Origin of the sequence: Halotia branconii CENA392, assembly GCF_029953635.1 — a bacterium.
Lineage (GTDB): Bacteria > Cyanobacteriota > Cyanobacteriia > Cyanobacteriales > Nostocaceae > Halotia > Halotia branconii.
Map to the genome: position 1 here is coordinate 4,211,559 of NZ_CP124543.1, position 16,870 is coordinate 4,228,428.

The 16,870-nt window shown below is 40.2% G+C and carries 16 protein-coding genes; 11 read left to right on the forward strand and 5 right to left on the reverse strand.

Translation table 11 applies throughout. From position 1 onward, the window contains the following. Positions 1-442 precede the first annotated feature (442 nt). Both cax and QI031_RS18520 read left to right on the forward strand, forming a co-directional pair. On the forward strand, positions 443-1,534 hold the full coding sequence (cax, locus tag QI031_RS18515) for a calcium/proton exchanger (RefSeq protein WP_281481128.1): 1,092 nt from the start codon (positions 443-445) through the stop codon (positions 1,532-1,534). A gap of 331 nt (positions 1,535-1,865) precedes the next feature. Then, the gene (locus tag QI031_RS18520; RefSeq protein WP_281481129.1) at positions 1,866-2,546 is read left to right on the forward strand and encodes a peptidoglycan-binding domain-containing protein; all 681 of its coding nucleotides are present in this window, start codon (positions 1,866-1,868) and stop codon (positions 2,544-2,546) included. A 288-nt stretch (positions 2,547-2,834) separates the two neighbouring features. Here the strand turns inward: QI031_RS18520 and QI031_RS18525 are convergent, their stop codons facing one another. The 3 genes from QI031_RS18525 to dacB all read right to left on the reverse strand — a co-directional run bounded on the left by QI031_RS18525 (position 2,835) and on the right by dacB (position 7,731). Then, complete coding sequence (locus QI031_RS18525; protein WP_281481130.1) at positions 2,835-5,255, reverse strand: sucrose synthase; 2,421 nt, start codon at positions 5,253-5,255, stop codon at positions 2,835-2,837. Between the two features lie 417 nt (positions 5,256-5,672). Continuing rightward, on the reverse strand, positions 5,673-6,176 hold the full coding sequence (locus QI031_RS18530) for a hypothetical protein (RefSeq protein WP_281481131.1): 504 nt from the start codon (positions 6,174-6,176) through the stop codon (positions 5,673-5,675). An 82-nt stretch (positions 6,177-6,258) separates the two neighbouring features. Continuing rightward, positions 6,259-7,731, reverse strand: coding sequence for a D-alanyl-D-alanine carboxypeptidase/D-alanyl-D-alanine endopeptidase (gene dacB / locus QI031_RS18535; RefSeq protein ID WP_281481132.1), 1,473 nt, complete (start codon positions 7,729-7,731; stop codon positions 6,259-6,261). A gap of 760 nt (positions 7,732-8,491) precedes the next feature. On the opposite strand from dacB, the gene QI031_RS18540 reads away from it, so the two are divergent. Continuing rightward, positions 8,492-8,881: a hypothetical protein gene (locus QI031_RS18540; protein WP_281481133.1), complete on the forward strand. Its 390-nt coding sequence runs from the start codon at positions 8,492-8,494 to the stop codon at positions 8,879-8,881. A gap of 431 nt (positions 8,882-9,312) precedes the next feature. Here QI031_RS18540 and QI031_RS18545 read toward each other — a convergent pair whose 3' ends face one another. Further along, positions 9,313-9,528, reverse strand: coding sequence for a hypothetical protein (locus tag QI031_RS18545; RefSeq protein WP_281481134.1), 216 nt, complete (start codon positions 9,526-9,528; stop codon positions 9,313-9,315). A gap of 145 nt (positions 9,529-9,673) precedes the next feature. Between QI031_RS18545 and QI031_RS18550 the strand changes: the two genes are divergently transcribed. Next, positions 9,674-10,432, forward strand: coding sequence for a metallophosphoesterase family protein (locus QI031_RS18550; RefSeq protein WP_281481135.1), 759 nt, complete (start codon positions 9,674-9,676; stop codon positions 10,430-10,432). Positions 10,433-10,478: 46 nt separating this feature from the next. Here QI031_RS18550 and QI031_RS18555 read toward each other — a convergent pair whose 3' ends face one another. Beyond that, the gene (locus tag QI031_RS18555; RefSeq protein ID WP_281481136.1) at positions 10,479-11,333 is read right to left on the reverse strand and encodes a M48 family metallopeptidase; all 855 of its coding nucleotides are present in this window, start codon (positions 11,331-11,333) and stop codon (positions 10,479-10,481) included. A 406-nt stretch (positions 11,334-11,739) separates the two neighbouring features. Here QI031_RS18555 and QI031_RS18560 point away from each other — a divergent pair, with 406 nt between their 5' ends. The 7 genes from QI031_RS18560 (at position 11,740) to QI031_RS18590 (ending at position 16,804) form a co-directional block, all read left to right on the forward strand. Continuing rightward, positions 11,740-12,273 (forward strand): DUF4330 domain-containing protein, encoded by a 534-nt coding sequence (locus tag QI031_RS18560; RefSeq protein WP_281481137.1) that lies wholly within the window; start codon positions 11,740-11,742, stop codon positions 12,271-12,273. Between the two features lie 385 nt (positions 12,274-12,658). Then, on the forward strand, positions 12,659-14,449 hold the full coding sequence (gene typA / locus QI031_RS18565) for a translational GTPase TypA (protein WP_281481138.1): 1,791 nt from the start codon (positions 12,659-12,661) through the stop codon (positions 14,447-14,449). 172 nt (positions 14,450-14,621) lie between these two features. Then, positions 14,622-15,248: a hypothetical protein gene (locus QI031_RS18570; RefSeq protein ID WP_281481139.1), complete on the forward strand. Its 627-nt coding sequence runs from the start codon at positions 14,622-14,624 to the stop codon at positions 15,246-15,248. An 8-nt stretch (positions 15,249-15,256) separates the two neighbouring features. Then, positions 15,257-15,985, forward strand: a complete 729-nt coding sequence (locus tag QI031_RS18575) for a hypothetical protein (RefSeq protein WP_281481140.1) — start codon at positions 15,257-15,259, stop codon at positions 15,983-15,985. 62 nt (positions 15,986-16,047) lie between these two features. Further along, the gene (locus QI031_RS18580) at positions 16,048-16,323 is read left to right on the forward strand and encodes a BrnT family toxin (RefSeq protein ID WP_281481141.1); all 276 of its coding nucleotides are present in this window, start codon (positions 16,048-16,050) and stop codon (positions 16,321-16,323) included. Beyond that, the gene (locus QI031_RS18585; RefSeq protein ID WP_281481142.1) at positions 16,307-16,552 is read left to right on the forward strand and encodes a hypothetical protein; all 246 of its coding nucleotides are present in this window, start codon (positions 16,307-16,309) and stop codon (positions 16,550-16,552) included. Before QI031_RS18580 ends, QI031_RS18585 begins: the two co-directional genes overlap by 17 nt. Positions 16,553-16,564: 12 nt before the next feature. Beyond that, positions 16,565-16,804: a YgiT-type zinc finger protein gene (locus QI031_RS18590; RefSeq protein ID WP_281481143.1), complete on the forward strand. Its 240-nt coding sequence runs from the start codon at positions 16,565-16,567 to the stop codon at positions 16,802-16,804. Positions 16,805-16,870: the final 66 nt, after the last annotated feature.

Here is a 16,870-nt window from a genome sequence, read left to right on the forward strand (position 1 = left end):
GAGGTTTGAACCCAAATTCCGGTATATATGAAAACTATGTGTATAGAATATCAAATCTCCGAGAAAGCTGCCTTACTAGAGTGGGAAATCTGCGTTATCGCACAGCGCTTTCCTACAGGCTCGAAATCATCAGCCATTGACTAAACACCTCAATTAGGGGTTTTCTCTTTGGCAGTGTCAATAAAAATTTAATTGTCTTTATAATACATTAAATTCGATTATTGAGATCAAATTTCGGCTATAACTGACATTTTTGCTAAGAAAGATTGCAAAAGCTCCATAAATTGCAATTTTGTTTTACACATCTCGTACAAGTGAACAGTATAATCTCTCGATGGATTCATGGACAGTTGAGAGTATCCTAGAGTCTGGTTGTAAACCCCTCAAATATCCTAATAGATCACAGACATCTGTGAATGGTACTCTCAAATTAAGGTAGCAAATGTCCGGTAAAAATGCTCTTTTTCTAGTTTTCTTACTGTTTATCCCAGTTTCTTTAGTAGCCCACTTTTTGCAGTGGGGAGACTTAATAGTTTTTATCACAGCTGGTTTAGCAATTCTGCCCTTAGCAGCCTGGATGGGTACAGCCACAGAAGAAATTGCTGTAGTAGTTGGGCCAACATTGGGAGGATTATTAAACGCCACCTTTGGCAATGCAACAGAACTGATTATAGCTTTAATTGCCCTGAATGCGGGGCTAGTTAATGTCGTCAAAGCCAGTATCACCGGATCAATTATCAGTAACTTATTACTGGTGATGGGTTTTTCTATGCTGTTAGGCGGACTGCGCTACAAAGAACAGACATTTCAGTCGATTGTGGCGCGAGTAAATGCTTCGTCGATGAATTTGGCGGTAATTGCTATGTTGCTACCAACGGCGGTAAATTACACCTCCATTGGAATTAACGAAAAAACTCTGCAAAATTTATCTCTTGCCGTTGCAGTCGTGCTAATTGTAGTCTACGTTCTCACACTGCTATTTTCGATGAAAACTCACGCCTATTTATATGATGTGGGTGTAGCAGAAATTGAAGCAGAAGAAACGCCTCATACCAAACCCAATATTTGGCTGTGGAGTGGTGTGCTGTTAGGATGCACCTTATTAGTGGCACTAGAATCTGAATTATTGGTCGATACTTTAGAATTGGCTACGTCCCAGCTAGGTTTAACATCGCTGTTTACAGGGGTAATCTTAGTTCCCATTGTCGGTAACGCCGCTGAACACGCTACAGCCGTAAGTGTAGCCATGAAAGATAAGATGGATCTTTCTGTATCCGTGGCAGTGGGATCAAGTTTGCAGATAGCTTTATTTGTTGCTCCTGTTTTAGTAATCGCAGGATGGATAATGGGTCAACCAATGGATTTGGATTTTAACCCTTTTGAATTAGTGGCTGTGACTGTATCAGTATTGATTGCCAATAGCATTAGTTCAGATGGTAAATCCAATTGGTTAGAAGGCACTTTACTATTAGCCGCCTACATTGTACTGGGTTTTGCTTTTTACTTTCATCCAGTCATCGAAGGTATTGGGTAGTATAGCAGCGATCGCTTTTTAGTTTAATAGAGAGCGATCGCTTTCTGCTCAAGCTTGAGTAATCAAATGAAATGGCAAATTGGAAATACAAAAATCTTACCTATAGATATACTGCTTAAGGTAGAATAAATTTTCTCTAATCTAGAGTTTATTGTTGACAGGATAAATACAGAAAGCAGGACAACAAGTGGATCATTTATCCACTCTTTCAGCAATCACTGATGATTGTCATCAAATGGTGGCAATTTATTGATTTGTCAATACACACCATTCCGGAATTACGGCAATTTTTTTGTCAAAGGAAATATGGGTGTTAGTAACATCAAATGCAATGAATGATATTGTCCTGCTGATGACAGGTGTGTTGATCGCAAAACAACCATCTCCCTCCAATTTACTCAATCAGCCTGTGATTCAGCTAGATGATGGCCTGCAAAAGCCCCCAAAGAGTCACTTATATCAGGTATATCAGGTTCCAACTTCTAAAATTGCGCCACCTGAATTTATACAATCAGCTGAAAATTTCCCAGCTAATCGATTAGCGATTAAGCCTGAGTATTCCAAAACTCTAATGAGTAAGACAGATAAAAATCTTGTCAAAGACTTATATAGCTTAACTGAGTTCCAACATTTCCAGCCTGTAAAGGTGAAGTTTCCTAGTGAACAACGCCTAATAGCTCAACAAAGTCGTGACAAAATCGTTGTTACAAAATTTCAAGGGATACGTTTTTCTAATAAACAACGTTTAATAGCTCAACAAATTGATGACGACATTGTTGTTGCCAAAAATCCCAGGTTTAGTAATCCTACTGTACCAACTCTACGTTTTAATAGTTCAGGTCTTGCTGTCAGAATATTGCAACGGTTATTAGTTGCTAACGGTTATGCTATTCGAGTTGATGGAGTATTTGGGGCGCTAACAGAGACTGCTGTTAAGGCATTTCAAAACCAGCAAAATTTGGCTGTAGATGGCATAGTAGGGCCGAGAACTTGGCATTCTTTGACAAGATAGTAACTTTATGGGTATGGGACATGGGAAAGAGGCAGAGGGGCAGGGAGCAGGGAGACAAGGAGAGAAGTGCGGTCTTGGGGTCTCACGCCAGTCGCCTCAAGTCGGGAAACCCGCCCACGGCGCTGGCTCCCCAAGTGGAGCAACTTTGGGAGAAAGAGGTAATTTTTCTTCATCCCCCGGTCACTGAGCGATTTGTACTGAGTTTAGCCTGAGCGTAGCCGAAGGGCGTAGTCGAAGTAAGCCGAAGTAAGTCGAAGTGCTGCTCCCTGCTCCCTTACCTCTTTTTGATTACCGATACTGATGTTGTTCTAAGAGTTTTTTAGCTGTGGGTTTGTAAATTAAATAGAACAACGACTCAATGTAACGCAACAAATCTTCTCGATTTTCTTTTGAGGTAAAGTTCCAAAAGCCATAAATCCGCGCTAAGGATAGCAGCTTGCTTGTATGAATTTTCCAAGTGTATGTGCTGTAAACCCGGTCAATTGCTTTACGAGAAACTTCTTCCCAATATTGAGGACTATGCTCACATTTTGTGACAAATTCCAAAATTTTGGCGGCTGTTTCCTCTAAATTAGTTGGGTTAATGTAGAAGCCATTCACTTTATTCTGAATAATTTCTAATGGCCCACCAAATTGGGTAGCAAAAGTTGGTAATCCCGAAATCATCGCTTCTAAAATTGTCAAACCAAAAGCTTCAAATAAAGCTGGTTGGACAAATACACCTTTATGATCGGCTATAACTCGGTAAATTTCTCCAGAATCATTTTTTGAAAGACGCACACCTAGCCAACGAATCTTACCGTGGAGATTGTATTCGTCAATGATGTGGTAGAGTCTAATAATTTCGTCACGTTCTTCGTTGTCGCCTGATTCTTCTACGCGCAACTTACCAGCTACTAAAATTAAGTTGCAATGTTCTTGCAATTCTTGACTTTGACCAAAGCATTCTGCTAAACCTGTGAGGTTTTTAATTCGGTCGAGACGCGCCATTGAAAAGATCGGTCGCTTGTTGGGATCATCAAGTTTGCCAAAGATTTGCGAGGGATCTTCAAGAGTAAAGAGGATTTCCGCCAAGCGATCGCGATCTTCTTGAACTCGGTCTTCAGTCCGCGTGTAAGGAAAATAAGCATTTTCGTTGACCCCAGGTGGTACAACGTTAAATTTGGGGCTAAATAGTTCAACTCCATTCACCACATGATACAAATCCGGCATAGTGAAGCACTTGTATGACTCGTACTGTCCTACACTATCGGGTGTCCCAACAATTTCTTGATAAGTGCTGCTAATGACAAAATTGGCAGCATTCATGGCAATTAAATCAGCGGTGAATTGCAGAGAAAAATGATATTTATCTTCTAAATCTTGCCAGTAGAGGTTACTGAAAAGATATTTAGATTTTTCTAAAGCGTGGGCAACATTACACTGAGTAACTTTCATCCGCCGCGCCAGCAAAAACGCTACTAAATTACCATCAGAATAATTACCTACGATTAAGTCAGGTGTACCGTGAAATTCTGCTAGTAGTTCTTTTTGGGAATCAATCGCGAAAGTTTCTAGGTAAGGCCAAAACTCAAACCGGGAAATCCAGTTTTGAGTCATGTTGGGATTGAAATCTCGCAGAGGAACTCGCAAGATCCAGGCATTTTCTGTACCGTGGACTTTTTCTAGTCGTTGATTGCAAAGTGTGCCATCGCTGTTAGGAATCAGGCGGGTGAGAATAATCACCTTGGGCTGGACATTCAATCCCTCTAACCCAGCGAGGATAATATCTTCTTGTAGTTGCTTTTCTAAATTTTTGGCTTGGTCGAGAACATAAACTACTTGACCACCAGTATCAGGACGACCCAAAACTCCCTCTTGGCCAAACCAACCGTGGGCGGAGACTAAAACGATCCTAAAAATCATCGGGACGCGAGAAATAAAGGCTTCTAGCGTCTGAGGATCAGGAGAATCGATTAATTCATCTAGAATATTCAGCGTATCTTGGACACGCCCAGCGGTATTACCCCAACCCGGTTCAAAACCCATCATTTGCAGTTGAAAGCGGAATTGTTCGTAGGGTTCATCTTCGGGGCGATCGCTAACAAAACCTATGGCTTTTTTAACTTGCAAAGAAAGTTGCTGCTGTGTTTGAATGCGATCATTGATCAACAGTTGGAAACCGTTGTAATGGTGTAGACGCAAGAAATTTAATAAGCTTTCTAGCCATTGTTTAGCGTCTTGAAAAAGTTTGCTGGACAGATAACGGTTGAGGAACTGTACCCCTTTACCGATATTTTTCGGGTCGCGGATTGTTGGGGTGTAGTCATAAAATGGACCAAAATCTAGTTCTAGCAGATCACCTTCTTGGGGTTGAAATTTGTTCACCAAGCGATCGCGCAGATCCAGCAGTTCTTCTGTTGTCATTGGTTCAATATCTAAGTCTGCTGTCAGCCGATACACTTCTTGACTAGCAATCTTAGGACGAATGATGAAACAAAGGTTTGAGTCTTCTTGAATAATTTCTTGAGTGTAATAAATTAATTTGCCCAGATGAGAAGAAGTATAAAAGTTGTCTGGCTTCTCAGACTTAGAGCAATATTCACCAAATACATTCAATATATCGTTCCGCAGCAAGTAATTTTGGTCATGCTGGCGTAATTGACTCATGAAAGAACGCAAATCACTTTTTTCTTCGCTATCCAGTATTGCTTGGATCAATTCAGACATGTGTACCCCTAAAAATGATTTCGTATTTTTGACTTAATCAGGCATAATTAAGTGCCTACCTTTTTGTCTGAGCGCATATAGGCACGAATAAACATAAGATAAACTGCTATCTTGGTTTCCCTCAGGCAGCAGTTTTCTATAAGGCGTTTAAATTCGTGTTACTCTCTTACCTTAAGATACTAAGATACTAATAATATCTATTACTCAGTATTTTTTGACTCTAACCAAAGGCGTACAATTTACTATGCTTTTGGAAGATAAAATGTTTATAGTAATTTTCTCATAAAGGTTTCAAATTAATTTGTTTTTTTCTAAAATAGTATTTATTAACATAATTAATAATTGTTCTTATTAAAAAAAATTATGTTTAATAAAAGTAAAACTGATTATTTAGGAATCTCTCATTAAAAAATTGTTTTATTTACATTTGCATAATTCAATTAATATAGGCCAGTTGCCTTCAAACTTGTTCAGTTCTTTTTGAACATGATTTTGAAATCCTAATAATCCCTTATGTTGTTTCCAATGTAGTTGGAAATCTTCTTTCTTTTCTAAATTCATTACTTTCCCATCTGGAGGAAAGTTAATCGGATAACCAAATATTTCTTCATAAGTAGGCAGTTTGTCCCAATTATTTGTTATCCAAATTACTTGGACTAAACGACAACAACTAAACTCAGAATTAAAGCCATGATCGTAAAGAACATTATTTAAAAGTTTAACAATATGTGTGACTCTAGCGCGTTGTCTTAAAATTATCAATTCACCTTCTTTAGGCTTATACGCATTTTCTTTAGATGTATTTTTCCAATTTAAAAGAAAAATTTTAGAATTAGAATCGAAATCATAAGCCCAATATTTGCCACGACTTTGATGATTTACATTTTTGCTCCACTTTAAACCTGTTAAATCAATTATCATTATCTTTGCCCTATCTGATAAATCTAATTTTAGATTGCCCTGAAGTAGTGCAAAAATAACAACTTATTTTATAGAGATAATTTTAACAACGCTGCAATTTAGTTAAAAATACCACAATTTCATCCATTGCTTGCCGCACTAAACTTGCAGGCTGATCAGATTGATTTACCATCATACTAAAAACTAATGGTTCATATTGAGGTGTATTCACATATCCAGAAAGAGAAATTACACCATTCATTGAGCCTGTTTTTGCTTGTACTGTTCCCACAGCAGTTGTGTTCAAAAAACGGTTTTTCAATGTACCGCTGACACCTGCAACAGGTAAAGAAGCACGAAAAACTTCTGCTTGTGGTGATTGCGCCATTAACTGTAAAACTTGCACTAAAGCTTCTGGACTAATTAAGTTTTTGCGGGATAAACCAGAACCATCTACTAAAACATAACTTGTAGGATTAATTCCCATTTGGGTTAAAGTAGTTTTCAAAACTTTTAACCCGGCATCAGCAGTAGTTTGGTTTTTTTCTAGTGGTTGTTTGATAGCTAAAGTTCTCAGTAAAGCCTCAGCATATAAATTATTACTATTTACATTTGTTTCAACCAATAATTCAGATAATGGTGGAGATTCCACGGCTGCTATTTCTTGTACATTCTTACCACCAGTAGCGCTGAACATTCTTGTTACAGAAATTCCTTCTATTGACAAACTTTGACGGAAGTGCCGTAAAAAGTGTTCAATAGGATCAAAAACAGCGATCGCAGTGATATCAGGCTGAGAATCCACAGGCAATTGACCTTGAATCTTTAGTGTAGCTCCTTTTAAATCACGACTGACTTCAACTGATCCTGGTGTATCTGTTTGCGTAGTTACAGAGTTATTTTCAATTTGCCAGCGATATGCTTCTGTAGGTTCCGTCCACCGCAGTCGTAATGGCTTTCCTATAGTTTGAGGTAGCAACGACAATACAGCAGCATTTTCATTCAAAATTAAGCTGTTGACTGGTGCGCCATAATAAGCTTGTACATCTTCCCATTGCCAACTAGAATTAATAATTTCTCCTTGAAAATAACTATCATCGGCAATCAACTGTTGAATTTGACTAACACCAAGCTTGCGTAATTGCTTGGCTAATTCTGTTAATTGAGCAGTTTTAAGGCTAGGATCTCCCCTACCCACAACACGCAAAATGCCTTCACCATCTTGATAAATAGAGGTGCGAATCCGAAAATTTGCGCCTAGTTGCTGTAATGCTGCTGCTGTTGTGAGCAACTTGGCATTAGAAGCTGGAGTAAAATATTTTTCAGCATCCCGACTATAAAGAGTTTGAGCAGATGATAGCGGCTTGACAAGAACACCCCAACGCATCCGACTGAATTGAGGACGATTAATTAACACATCCACCACTGGCTTTAGTTGGTTAGGACAAATTGATTTAGTTGAGTTTGTCGGTATAACAGGAGTTTGTGCTTTAACACCTGTAGAACTAAAAGCTATCTGGGTAGTTAAAAATAGCAACAAAAAGCTCAGTGGTTTCTTGAATGTGTTAAATCTCACTCATGCTCCTTCTACTAAATTATCGATTTTGATTAAAATTTCTGTTATCAAACAGAGTTAGTTAAGTATAGTTACTTAATAATATCTGATTAAGACGTTAACCAAGAAGACGGCGGTAAGCTCACTTTTTCGAGGAGTGGGAAGAATAGTACTTCGGCTTACTTCGGCTACGCTCAGCACAAGTACGCTCAGGCTAAACTCAGTACAAGTCGCTCAGTACAAGTCGCTCAGTAACCATCGCCCCGCCGTCGTCCGGTGTTAGTTTTCAGTTATTAGTAGCAAAAACAACTGACCACTGACAACTAACGCGAAATCTCACTCCTTCAAGGGATGGAATGAGCTTAACTCATTATTAGCGATCGCTGTTCAAAGAAAACTGTTGGTTTACATTTACAAAGCTTTAGTAAAAAAAATTTAGCTACTCAAAATTTTTATGAAGAGAATGATTAAATGGGAGAGAATTAATAGGTAGTAGCCAGCGATCGCTGTTTAAGTGTGAGTGAGTGTGGACTTATTCTCCATAAAAAATAATATATCTGTAGGCTCAATGGAAATACCATAAATAAGCAGCAAACAGGAGGCATTCTCACCTAAATCTAGCTATACTCGTGTTGCTACTATTAAGTTATCCTTGGTAAGAATAAAACTGTGTGTGTGATTGATTGCTGAGGTCACACAATACTGGCAAGTCTACTAAGCATAAAAAATTACATATAGCTATTGTTATAGAGCGAGTAAATGGACTAGACGGACGAGGTAAATGAATATACACACCTTTGATAATCATTATGTTACTTGCCCAATTTGCCAAAGAAATGCTAGACCAAAACCAATCAAGACTGGCATTGGCTTGTTTAGCTGTCCGTATTGCCAAGAAAGACTAGTAGTCTGTCGCAGCGGTCATTATGTCCGCGATCCGTTTACTCTCAAACAAATAATGATCTGTTCGGCACTACGCCGTCAAAGTAGCCCATTAGCTCGAATTATACGAGATTTTGTTCTACTCAAACGTCCTGTATTAGCTCTGGCTGTAGGAAGTGCAATTCTTTTAAGCATGATTACAATGACTCAGCAAAACACCAGCTACGATCAGCAACTGCCATCAGTAACAGAGAAACTTAAAGATACAGAAAAAGGAATTGGGAATTAAATCAGTTATCACAGTTTCAGCTTGGGACTTCAACCCAAATACATCACTGTTCAGTGTTCACTCTCTCCCCGTCCCTCCCCTACCCCGGTCACTGAGTTTTGACACTTCGACAGGCTCAGTGCAGCGCTGCGCGGCAATCGAGCGAAGTCGAGATTCAAGTACCGCGTAGTCGAAGTGCTGCTCCCCCTGCCAGCCTCCACCCGTCATTTTTAGGTTGACAGACCAATAGCCTCTCCTAGAGAAGCCACACTATTTGACCACAAGTCCTTTATAACTAAATATCAATCATCAAAAGGCGACGGTAAACCCACTTCTTCTCTTTCAGAGACGCTGACGCGAACAAGGAGTGTCCGTAATAGTACTTCGGCTTACTTCGACTACGCCCTTCGGCTTGCTTCGACTGCGCTCAGCAACCAACGCTCAGGCTAAACTCAGCACAAGTCAGTGCAGCGCTGCGCGGCAATCGAGCGAAGTCGAGATTCAACTACCGCTAGCCGAAGTGTGGTGAGTAGCAAAAACAACTGACCACTGACCACAGACACGAAATTCCGCCCCTTCCAGGGGTGGAATGAGCTTAACCATGCTACCAGATTAAAGCTAATCTCCACATTGTTGGGAGAGGGAATATCTGGTGAAGAAGTTTGCATATTTGCGAGTCAAGCTGATTTCGCAGATAATAACTAGTGCCTATGAAAGGAAACTTGTCAAGCACTTTTTACCTTTCATTGCGGAAACCAAACAACTTAAACTGTAGCAAAAGTATTCCAGTAAACTATTTTAAGCTTAGAGCCGATGAGCGAAACTAGCCAACGTCGAATTGTTATTGGGGATGTGCATGGTCACTATGAAGGATTGATGACTTTGTTAGAGGCGATCGCCCCTAGCTCAGATGATCAAGTCTATTTTCTGGGTGACTTAATTGACCGCGGCCCTCATAGTTCAAATGTAGTTAATTTTGTCAAACAAAATAATTATGGGTGTCTGTTGGGAAATCATGAACAAATGTTGTTAAATATTCTTACCAGCCAAAATATCCCCACACCCGCCATGCAAGCATGGCTATACAGCGGTGGTCAAGCGACTATAGCCAGTTACCAAGAAGCCACTATTCCCCATGAGCATTTAGATTGGTTCAAAGCTTTGCCCACATATATCGATTTAGGGGATGTTTGGTTAACTCATGCTGGGATTGACCCCAATATGCCTTTAGCCGAACAAAGCGCTGAACAATTTTGCTGGATACGAGATGAATTTCACAGCATTACCAAGCCATACTTTCCTGATAAGCTGATTATTATTGGTCACACAATCACATTTACATTTCCTGGTGTTACCCCTGGTAAACTTGCTCAAGGACAAGGCTGGCTAGATATAGATACTGGTGCTTATCATTCTCGTAGCGGCTGGTTAACTGGATTAGATATTACCAATAATCTGATTTATCAAATTAACGTTTTTAGCAATTGCCTCCGTACTATGCCCTTAGCAGAAGGGGTAATTACTATTGAACCATCCCAAATCACTGAGCGCCGCAAGAAGCAGCGAGCATAACAGGATATGAGATGGAACTTTGTGTTTTGCACTATTGAGATCAAAACTACAGCAATGGTCGGATATTCGCTCTATAAGCAGCATGATCCAATCCATAACGTGAATTACTAGGATTGGCATTAATGGCACGTTGTAGAGCATTAATGCGATCGCCTGTTGCAGGGTGAGTACTCAAGAATGTAGGAACAGAACCCTTGTTCAACAGTTTTTTCATGAAAGAAACCATTGCAGACGGTGCATAACCAGCCCTTGTCAAAGTTCTTAATCCTCTTTGATCCGCATCATATTCATCTTGACGACTGCGGGGACGATTGAGTGCTAGTTCTACACCTATACCTACCGCTTGATTGCGATCTAAACCTGTTGCTGAAGCTACACCACTAGCAACTGCTCTTTGTCGCATTTGTTGAACTAAGTGTTTGCCAGTAATGTGACCCCATTCGTGAGCAATAACACTGGCCAGTTCTGCTTCATTATCTGCGGTTTTGATTAAACCTGTATTGACATAAACATAACCGCCCAAAGTCGCAAAAGCGTTAATAGCATCATCTTCAACTACCTGAAAAGTAGGTGGTAGATTGGGGCGATCGCTATTAGCTACCACACGCCGACCAATTTGATCTACATAACGATTAATTTCAGAATTGCGGTTAAGTCGAATTTCACTACTCACCAATTGCTTATTCATCTGTTTACCCAGATCAACTTCCTGGCTCTGGGATATATTAGATAGCTGGAGTATTTGGGCCCCTTGAAACAGAAGAGGTAATAAGTCTATAGCCTTACTAGGAGTAGCTGCGCTCAAAGACACACTTAAAGCGACCACCAAAGAAATTAATGGATAATACCAGCGACGCTGCCTTACACGGTAGTTAGCAAAGAAACTTTTCCAATTAATCATAGTCAGGTATGAGGATAATTTCCAAAGAACACTTAAGATAATTAGACGAATCGAGGGCTTTCTAAGTTGCACAATCTATACAACAAGAAGATGCGTAGCAATAAAATCCCTGCCCTATCTATAAAATAGACCAGACAACTCTTTGTTTTAATAAGTAATTGAGCATAATTAAATTCAAATTTGTTTTCTTATACCCTATGCCCTATGCCCCATGCCCATAAATATATTTATTTTCGTCTAGTTACTCATATTCATACTGCTTTGCATTTCCAAACTCGTGATAGACTGTCGCATGATTGTAATGCCTAGTCGCTTTGAGCTATTACCAAGCAGAGAAAATTGCCGTGTCCCTAATTAAACTTGTTGTTACAATCAATTACTTCGCTTGTATCTGGAAAAATTTTTTATGGCTCTTTTAGATTCCAAAGGTCGCTTGTTCGGTAAAATTAACATTCTCGATTTAGGTGCTGCACTGGTAATTCTGCTAGTTATAGTTGGCATCTTTGTTTTTCCTGGTACCACTGGTTCTGTTGCCCAAGTCGGTACAAAAACAGTACCCATCGAAGTCGATTTAGCAGTTCGCGGTTTGAACGTGCGTGACCCTGAACAGCTATTTAATAACGGCTTCAAGAAAGGTGGTAAAACTAACGTCATCATCCGCAACCAACCTTATGGTCAAATTGGAATTAAATCGATTCAAGTGTTACCTAGAACCGTAACAGTTTCCCAACCAGATGGATCTGTCAAAGAATTACCAGATCCAAGGACAAATAACTTTAGTACAGATATGCTTTTGACTCTAGAAGGCAAAGCTCAAGTAACTAACAATGGGCCAGTTTTAGGTAACAGTAAAGTAAAAATTGGTATGCCTTTTGAGTTGGAAGGCTTCAACTATAATTTCAATGCGACTGTTATTGATGTCAGATTGAAAGACAAATAGTATTTGTATATTTATCAGATAATAGCTCCCCTGATTATTACTCATTATTGGGGGCTATTTTTTGTATCTAAAGATTTTAAATTTTTATCATTTTCTTATGTAATTATACTATCTCCATAATTACAAAAGCAGGATAACTAAGGTATTCAGGCTTGACAGGAGCAAAATTGCCCTAAGATTGTAACATATATACCAGTAATTTTCGTAAGACTACCCTTTTCATAGCTCGGCAGCGTTAACAAAACTTCCCGCAATTGTGACGATTACGCTAGAATTATTAAAGCTTCTTTACAGAATTTGCTAATCATCCCCAATTCTGTTAGAAAAGCCTAGCATTCAAAATGTAAATCAGAAAACCCCCTCTAGAGTTCACATAAAAGCTCCTATGACGCTCCCAATTCGTAACGTCGCCATTATTGCCCACGTTGATCACGGCAAAACCACCTTGGTTGATGCACTCCTCAAACAATCCGGCATTTTCCGTGAAGGTGAAGACGTTCCGGATTGTGTCATGGATTCCAACGCCCTGGAACGAGAACGGGGTATTACTATCCTGTCCAAAAATACAGCGGTTCGCTACAAAGACACGCTAATTAATATTGTCGATACTCCTGGACACGCCGACTTTGGCGGTGAAGTTGAACGGGTACTCGGCATGGTTGACGGATGTCTTTTGATTGTCGATGCCAACGAAGGCCCCATGCCCCAAACGCGCTTTGTACTGAAAAAAGCTTTGGAAAAAGGGCTGCGTCCCATCGTTGTCATCAACAAAATTGATCGTGCCCAAGCTGACCCCCACGTTGCTGTTGATAAAGTATTAGATCTGTTCTTGGAATTAGGGGCAGATGAAGACCAGTGCGACTTTACCTATCTGTTTGCTTCCGGTATGGGAGGTTTCGCCAAAGATAGCATGGAAGCAGAATCGGTAGATATGCAACCTTTGTTTAATGCGATTCTGCAACACGTTCCACCTCCTGTAGGCGACATTAATAAGCCCCTGCAATTGCAAGTCACAACTCTAGATTATTCTGAATATCTGGGACGGATTATAATTGGCAGGATTCACAACGGCACTATCCGGGCTGGACAGCAAGCAGCTTTAGTAACAGAAGATGGCACTATTGTCAAAGGTAAAATTAGCAAATTAATGGGTTTTGAAGGGCTGAAGCGGGTAGATATGGAAGAAGCTACCGCTGGTTATATTGTGGCCGTTGCTGGTTTCGCCGATGCTTATATTGGGGAAACAATTACTGACCCCAACGAACCCCAAGCTTTACCATTAATTAAAGTAGATGAACCAACCTTACAAATGACCTTCTGGGTGAATGATTCACCTTTTGCTGGTCAAGAAGGTAAATTGGTGACATCAAGACAAGTACGCGATCGCCTGTTCCGTGAACTAGAAACCAACGTTGCTTTGCGTGTCGAAGAGACCGATTCTCCCGATAAATTCTTAGTTTCCGGTCGTGGCGAACTGCACTTGGGTATTTTAATCGAAACCATGCGCCGAGAAGGTTTTGAGTTTCAAGTATCTCAGCCTCAAGTAATTTACCGTGAAATCAACGGTCAACCTTGCGAACCTTACGAACTTTTAGTATTGGATATTCCTGCTGATGGTGTTGGTGGTTGTATTGAACGCCTGGGACAACGCAAAGGCGAAATGCAAGATATGCAACCAGGTAGTGGCGATCGCACCCAACTAGAGTTTGTCATTCCCGCCCGTGGTTTGATTGGTTTCCGGGGTGAATTTATGCGAATGACTCGTGGTGAAGGCATCATGAATCACAGTTTCCTTGATTACCGTTCACTTTCTGGTGATATTGAAGCCCGAAATAAAGGTGTATTAATTGCCTTTGAAGAAGGAGTTTCTACTTTCTACGCCATGAAGAACGCAGAAGATAGAGGTTCATTCTTTATTACTCCAGGCACTAAGGTTTACAAAGGCATGATTGTGGGAGAACACAATCGTCCCCAAGATTTAGAGTTGAATGTCTGTAAAACCAAGCAATTGACCAACCACCGCGCCTCTGGTGGTGAAGAATTGGTACAGTTGCAAGCACCAACAGATATGAGCCTAGAGCGTGCTTTAGAATACATCGGTCCCGATGAATTAGTGGAAGTTACACCCCAATCGATTCGCCTGCGGAAGATGTCGAAGAAGTTGGCGAAACGTTAAGTAAAATTTTTTAATTAATTTATAAAGCCCGCATTAGCGGGCTTTTTCTTTTGTAAGTTTCTTGAGTAAGAAGTTACCGTTTATACAATTTAGTGAAGCTAATAAGCTCATAGTAACAAACTGATTAAAATTGAGGCTATACTGACTCATTACAGTCTTTTTAGTAAGAAAAATGGCAAACAAAGGAGGGCGCGGGCGCATCCGTGTATTTTTCGCAGAGGTTGAGGACGATGATGAAACTATTCAAGAAGGTTTACAGGCAATTAACGTAGCAGCTAACAAAATTTTTCAGTCTCCTCCGAAAACGATAAAGGTTTTATCAGCTTCTGCGGTTCCTAGTGATGAAGATGAGCTTGTCGAAGAGCTTGACACAGAAGACGAAGAGGAAGATGTGAGTGTTGCAAGTGTTTCTACAAACTCGAAACAGAAGAAGAGTTCGTACAAGCCTCCCACAATGACAATTGTCAAAGATTTAAACCTACGACCAGAAGGCGAGCCTTCATTTCGGGACTTCCATTCTCAGAAAAATCCTAAAACTCAAGAAGAAGCTATTACTGTAGCAGTTTATTACTTGAAACGAGTCCTAGAGCTAGACAAGATAACTCCAAACCATGTTTTTACATGCTTTAAGGATGTCGGACTACGGACACCAAAGAATATGCCTCAAAGAATTCGAGAGACTGCGACGAGGAAAGGATGGGTTGATACCTCGGAGCGAAGCAACATTAAAATTACCAACCACGGTGAGAATTTGGTTGACCATGACTTACCTGCTGCCAAAGGAAAAAAAGATTCGTGAGATTGTAGATGGAAATAGAAGATTTTTGTATTCGACTCAATCAAATTGAACTGTCAAACGCTGAACGCGCTCTGGCTATTTTATGGTTCCATGATTGTGCAACACCAGGTACTTATATAAAGGCTGGTACGTTGGCAGGTATCATTTATAAAACTGGACTGGGTAACCCTAATCCAACACAGCTTGAACAAGCGATTGCTAAGACAAAGCTGGTAACCAAAACCAATGCAGGATTCAAGCTTAAACCGACTGAGCGGAGTACTATTAAAAACTGGCTTGTACCAATTCTTGAAAGGCCACCTGCTGACGTTGACTTAGAGCATGGTTACCTACCAGAAGAAATATGGAAGAATACAAGGGGTTATATCGAAAAAATAGCTTTTCAGGTAAATGGTTGTTTTCAATATGGTTTTTATGATGGTGCATCAGTACTTGTTCGTCGGCTCGTTGAAACACTTCTAATTGAGTGTTACGAACATGAAGAGACTCAATCGCGTATAGCTGATTCGGATGGCAATTATTTTATGCTGTCAGTAATTATTGCGGATGCTGCTGATAAGAATGGACTTTCTCTAGGCCGTGAAACGAAGAATGTTTTGCGTGACTTAAAATTAATAGGCGATCATGCAGCACATAACAGACGATACAATGCTGTTCGTGCTGACTTAGAGAAAATTCAATTACGTGTTCGGTTAGTGGTAGACGAGTTGATTCAATTGGCTGAATTAAGGCGCTAGGTTCTCTTTTGTATCTCCCCAGCCTGTTAGACTCTGGGAAGGAAAGGCGGGGAGATTTTCACATGGAATTTGAATGGAATCCAGATAAAGCAACACTAAACTTTGAGAAGCATGGTGTTTCTTTTCAGGAAGCCGCAACCGTATTTAATGACCCGTTATCTGTAACTTTTACCGATCCTGACCACTCTATTGGAGAAAGTCGTTACGTTATTATTGGCTTATCTAGGTTTGGACAACTCTTAGTTGTTGCACATACTGATAGAGAGGAAAAGATACGAATTATCAGCGCCCGAAAAGCTACTCGCCAAGAGAAGAGGTTTTATGAACAAGGAAGTTGAAAACGAAATGGAAGATGAATTACATCCTGAGTACGACTTCGCTCAAATGCAAGGAGGAGTTAGAGGTAAATATGTTGAGCAATATCGTAAAAAAAACAACCTAGTGCTGTTAGATCCCGATGTTGCACAAGCTTTTCCCAACGAAGAAGCGGTCAATGAGGCATTAAGGTTGTTAATCAAGGTTGCCCAGAGTCAGCAATCCAACAATACAGTACAGCAGAAAGAATAAAAGTTGAGGTGCATGGATTATAAATGTGAGTATTGTGAAGGAACCGTTCAACCCCCAACTGTCAAGCGTGAGGCGTTTAAACATAGAGATGGATTCGTCATCCTTGAAGATGTAACGATTGGTGTTTGTGATACTTGCGGCAATCGTTACTATTCAGCAGATATTCTTCATGCAGTTCATGCTGTTGCAACTGGAGCAAAACCTCCTGAAAGAACCGAACAAATTCCAGTTACTGATCTAGAATCAGCATAATTGACGCGCTAGCCAGCAGCATTATTACAAAAAGCGATCGCCCTGGACTGAAAAAGGATTATTCTC

Excerpts from the sequence above, each read along its gene's own strand:
- cax (WP_281481128.1), top strand. The coding sequence starts at position 443 with ATGTCCGGTAAAAATGCTCTTTTTCTAGTTTTCTTACTGTTTATCCCA.
- QI031_RS18520 (WP_281481129.1), top strand. The coding sequence starts at position 1,866 with ATGAATGATATTGTCCTGCTGATGACAGGTGTGTTGATCGCAAAACAA.
- QI031_RS18525 (WP_281481130.1), bottom strand. The coding sequence starts at position 5,255 with ATGTCTGAATTGATCCAAGCAATACTGGATAGCGAAGAAAAAAGTGAT.
- QI031_RS18530 (WP_281481131.1), bottom strand. The coding sequence starts at position 6,176 with ATGATAATTGATTTAACAGGTTTAAAGTGGAGCAAAAATGTAAATCAT.
- QI031_RS18540 (WP_281481133.1), top strand. The coding sequence starts at position 8,492 with ATGAATATACACACCTTTGATAATCATTATGTTACTTGCCCAATTTGC.
- QI031_RS18545 (WP_281481134.1), bottom strand. The coding sequence starts at position 9,528 with ATGCAAACTTCTTCACCAGATATTCCCTCTCCCAACAATGTGGAGATT.
- QI031_RS18550 (WP_281481135.1), top strand. The coding sequence starts at position 9,674 with ATGAGCGAAACTAGCCAACGTCGAATTGTTATTGGGGATGTGCATGGT.
- QI031_RS18555 (WP_281481136.1), bottom strand. The coding sequence starts at position 11,333 with ATGATTAATTGGAAAAGTTTCTTTGCTAACTACCGTGTAAGGCAGCGT.
- QI031_RS18560 (WP_281481137.1), top strand. The coding sequence starts at position 11,740 with ATGGCTCTTTTAGATTCCAAAGGTCGCTTGTTCGGTAAAATTAACATT.
- typA (WP_281481138.1), top strand. The coding sequence starts at position 12,659 with ATGACGCTCCCAATTCGTAACGTCGCCATTATTGCCCACGTTGATCAC.
- QI031_RS18570 (WP_281481139.1), top strand. The coding sequence starts at position 14,622 with ATGGCAAACAAAGGAGGGCGCGGGCGCATCCGTGTATTTTTCGCAGAG.
- QI031_RS18575 (WP_281481140.1), top strand. The coding sequence starts at position 15,257 with ATGGAAATAGAAGATTTTTGTATTCGACTCAATCAAATTGAACTGTCA.
- QI031_RS18580 (WP_281481141.1), top strand. The coding sequence starts at position 16,048 with ATGGAATTTGAATGGAATCCAGATAAAGCAACACTAAACTTTGAGAAG.
- QI031_RS18585 (WP_281481142.1), top strand. The coding sequence starts at position 16,307 with ATGAACAAGGAAGTTGAAAACGAAATGGAAGATGAATTACATCCTGAG.
- QI031_RS18590 (WP_281481143.1), top strand. The coding sequence starts at position 16,565 with ATGGATTATAAATGTGAGTATTGTGAAGGAACCGTTCAACCCCCAACT.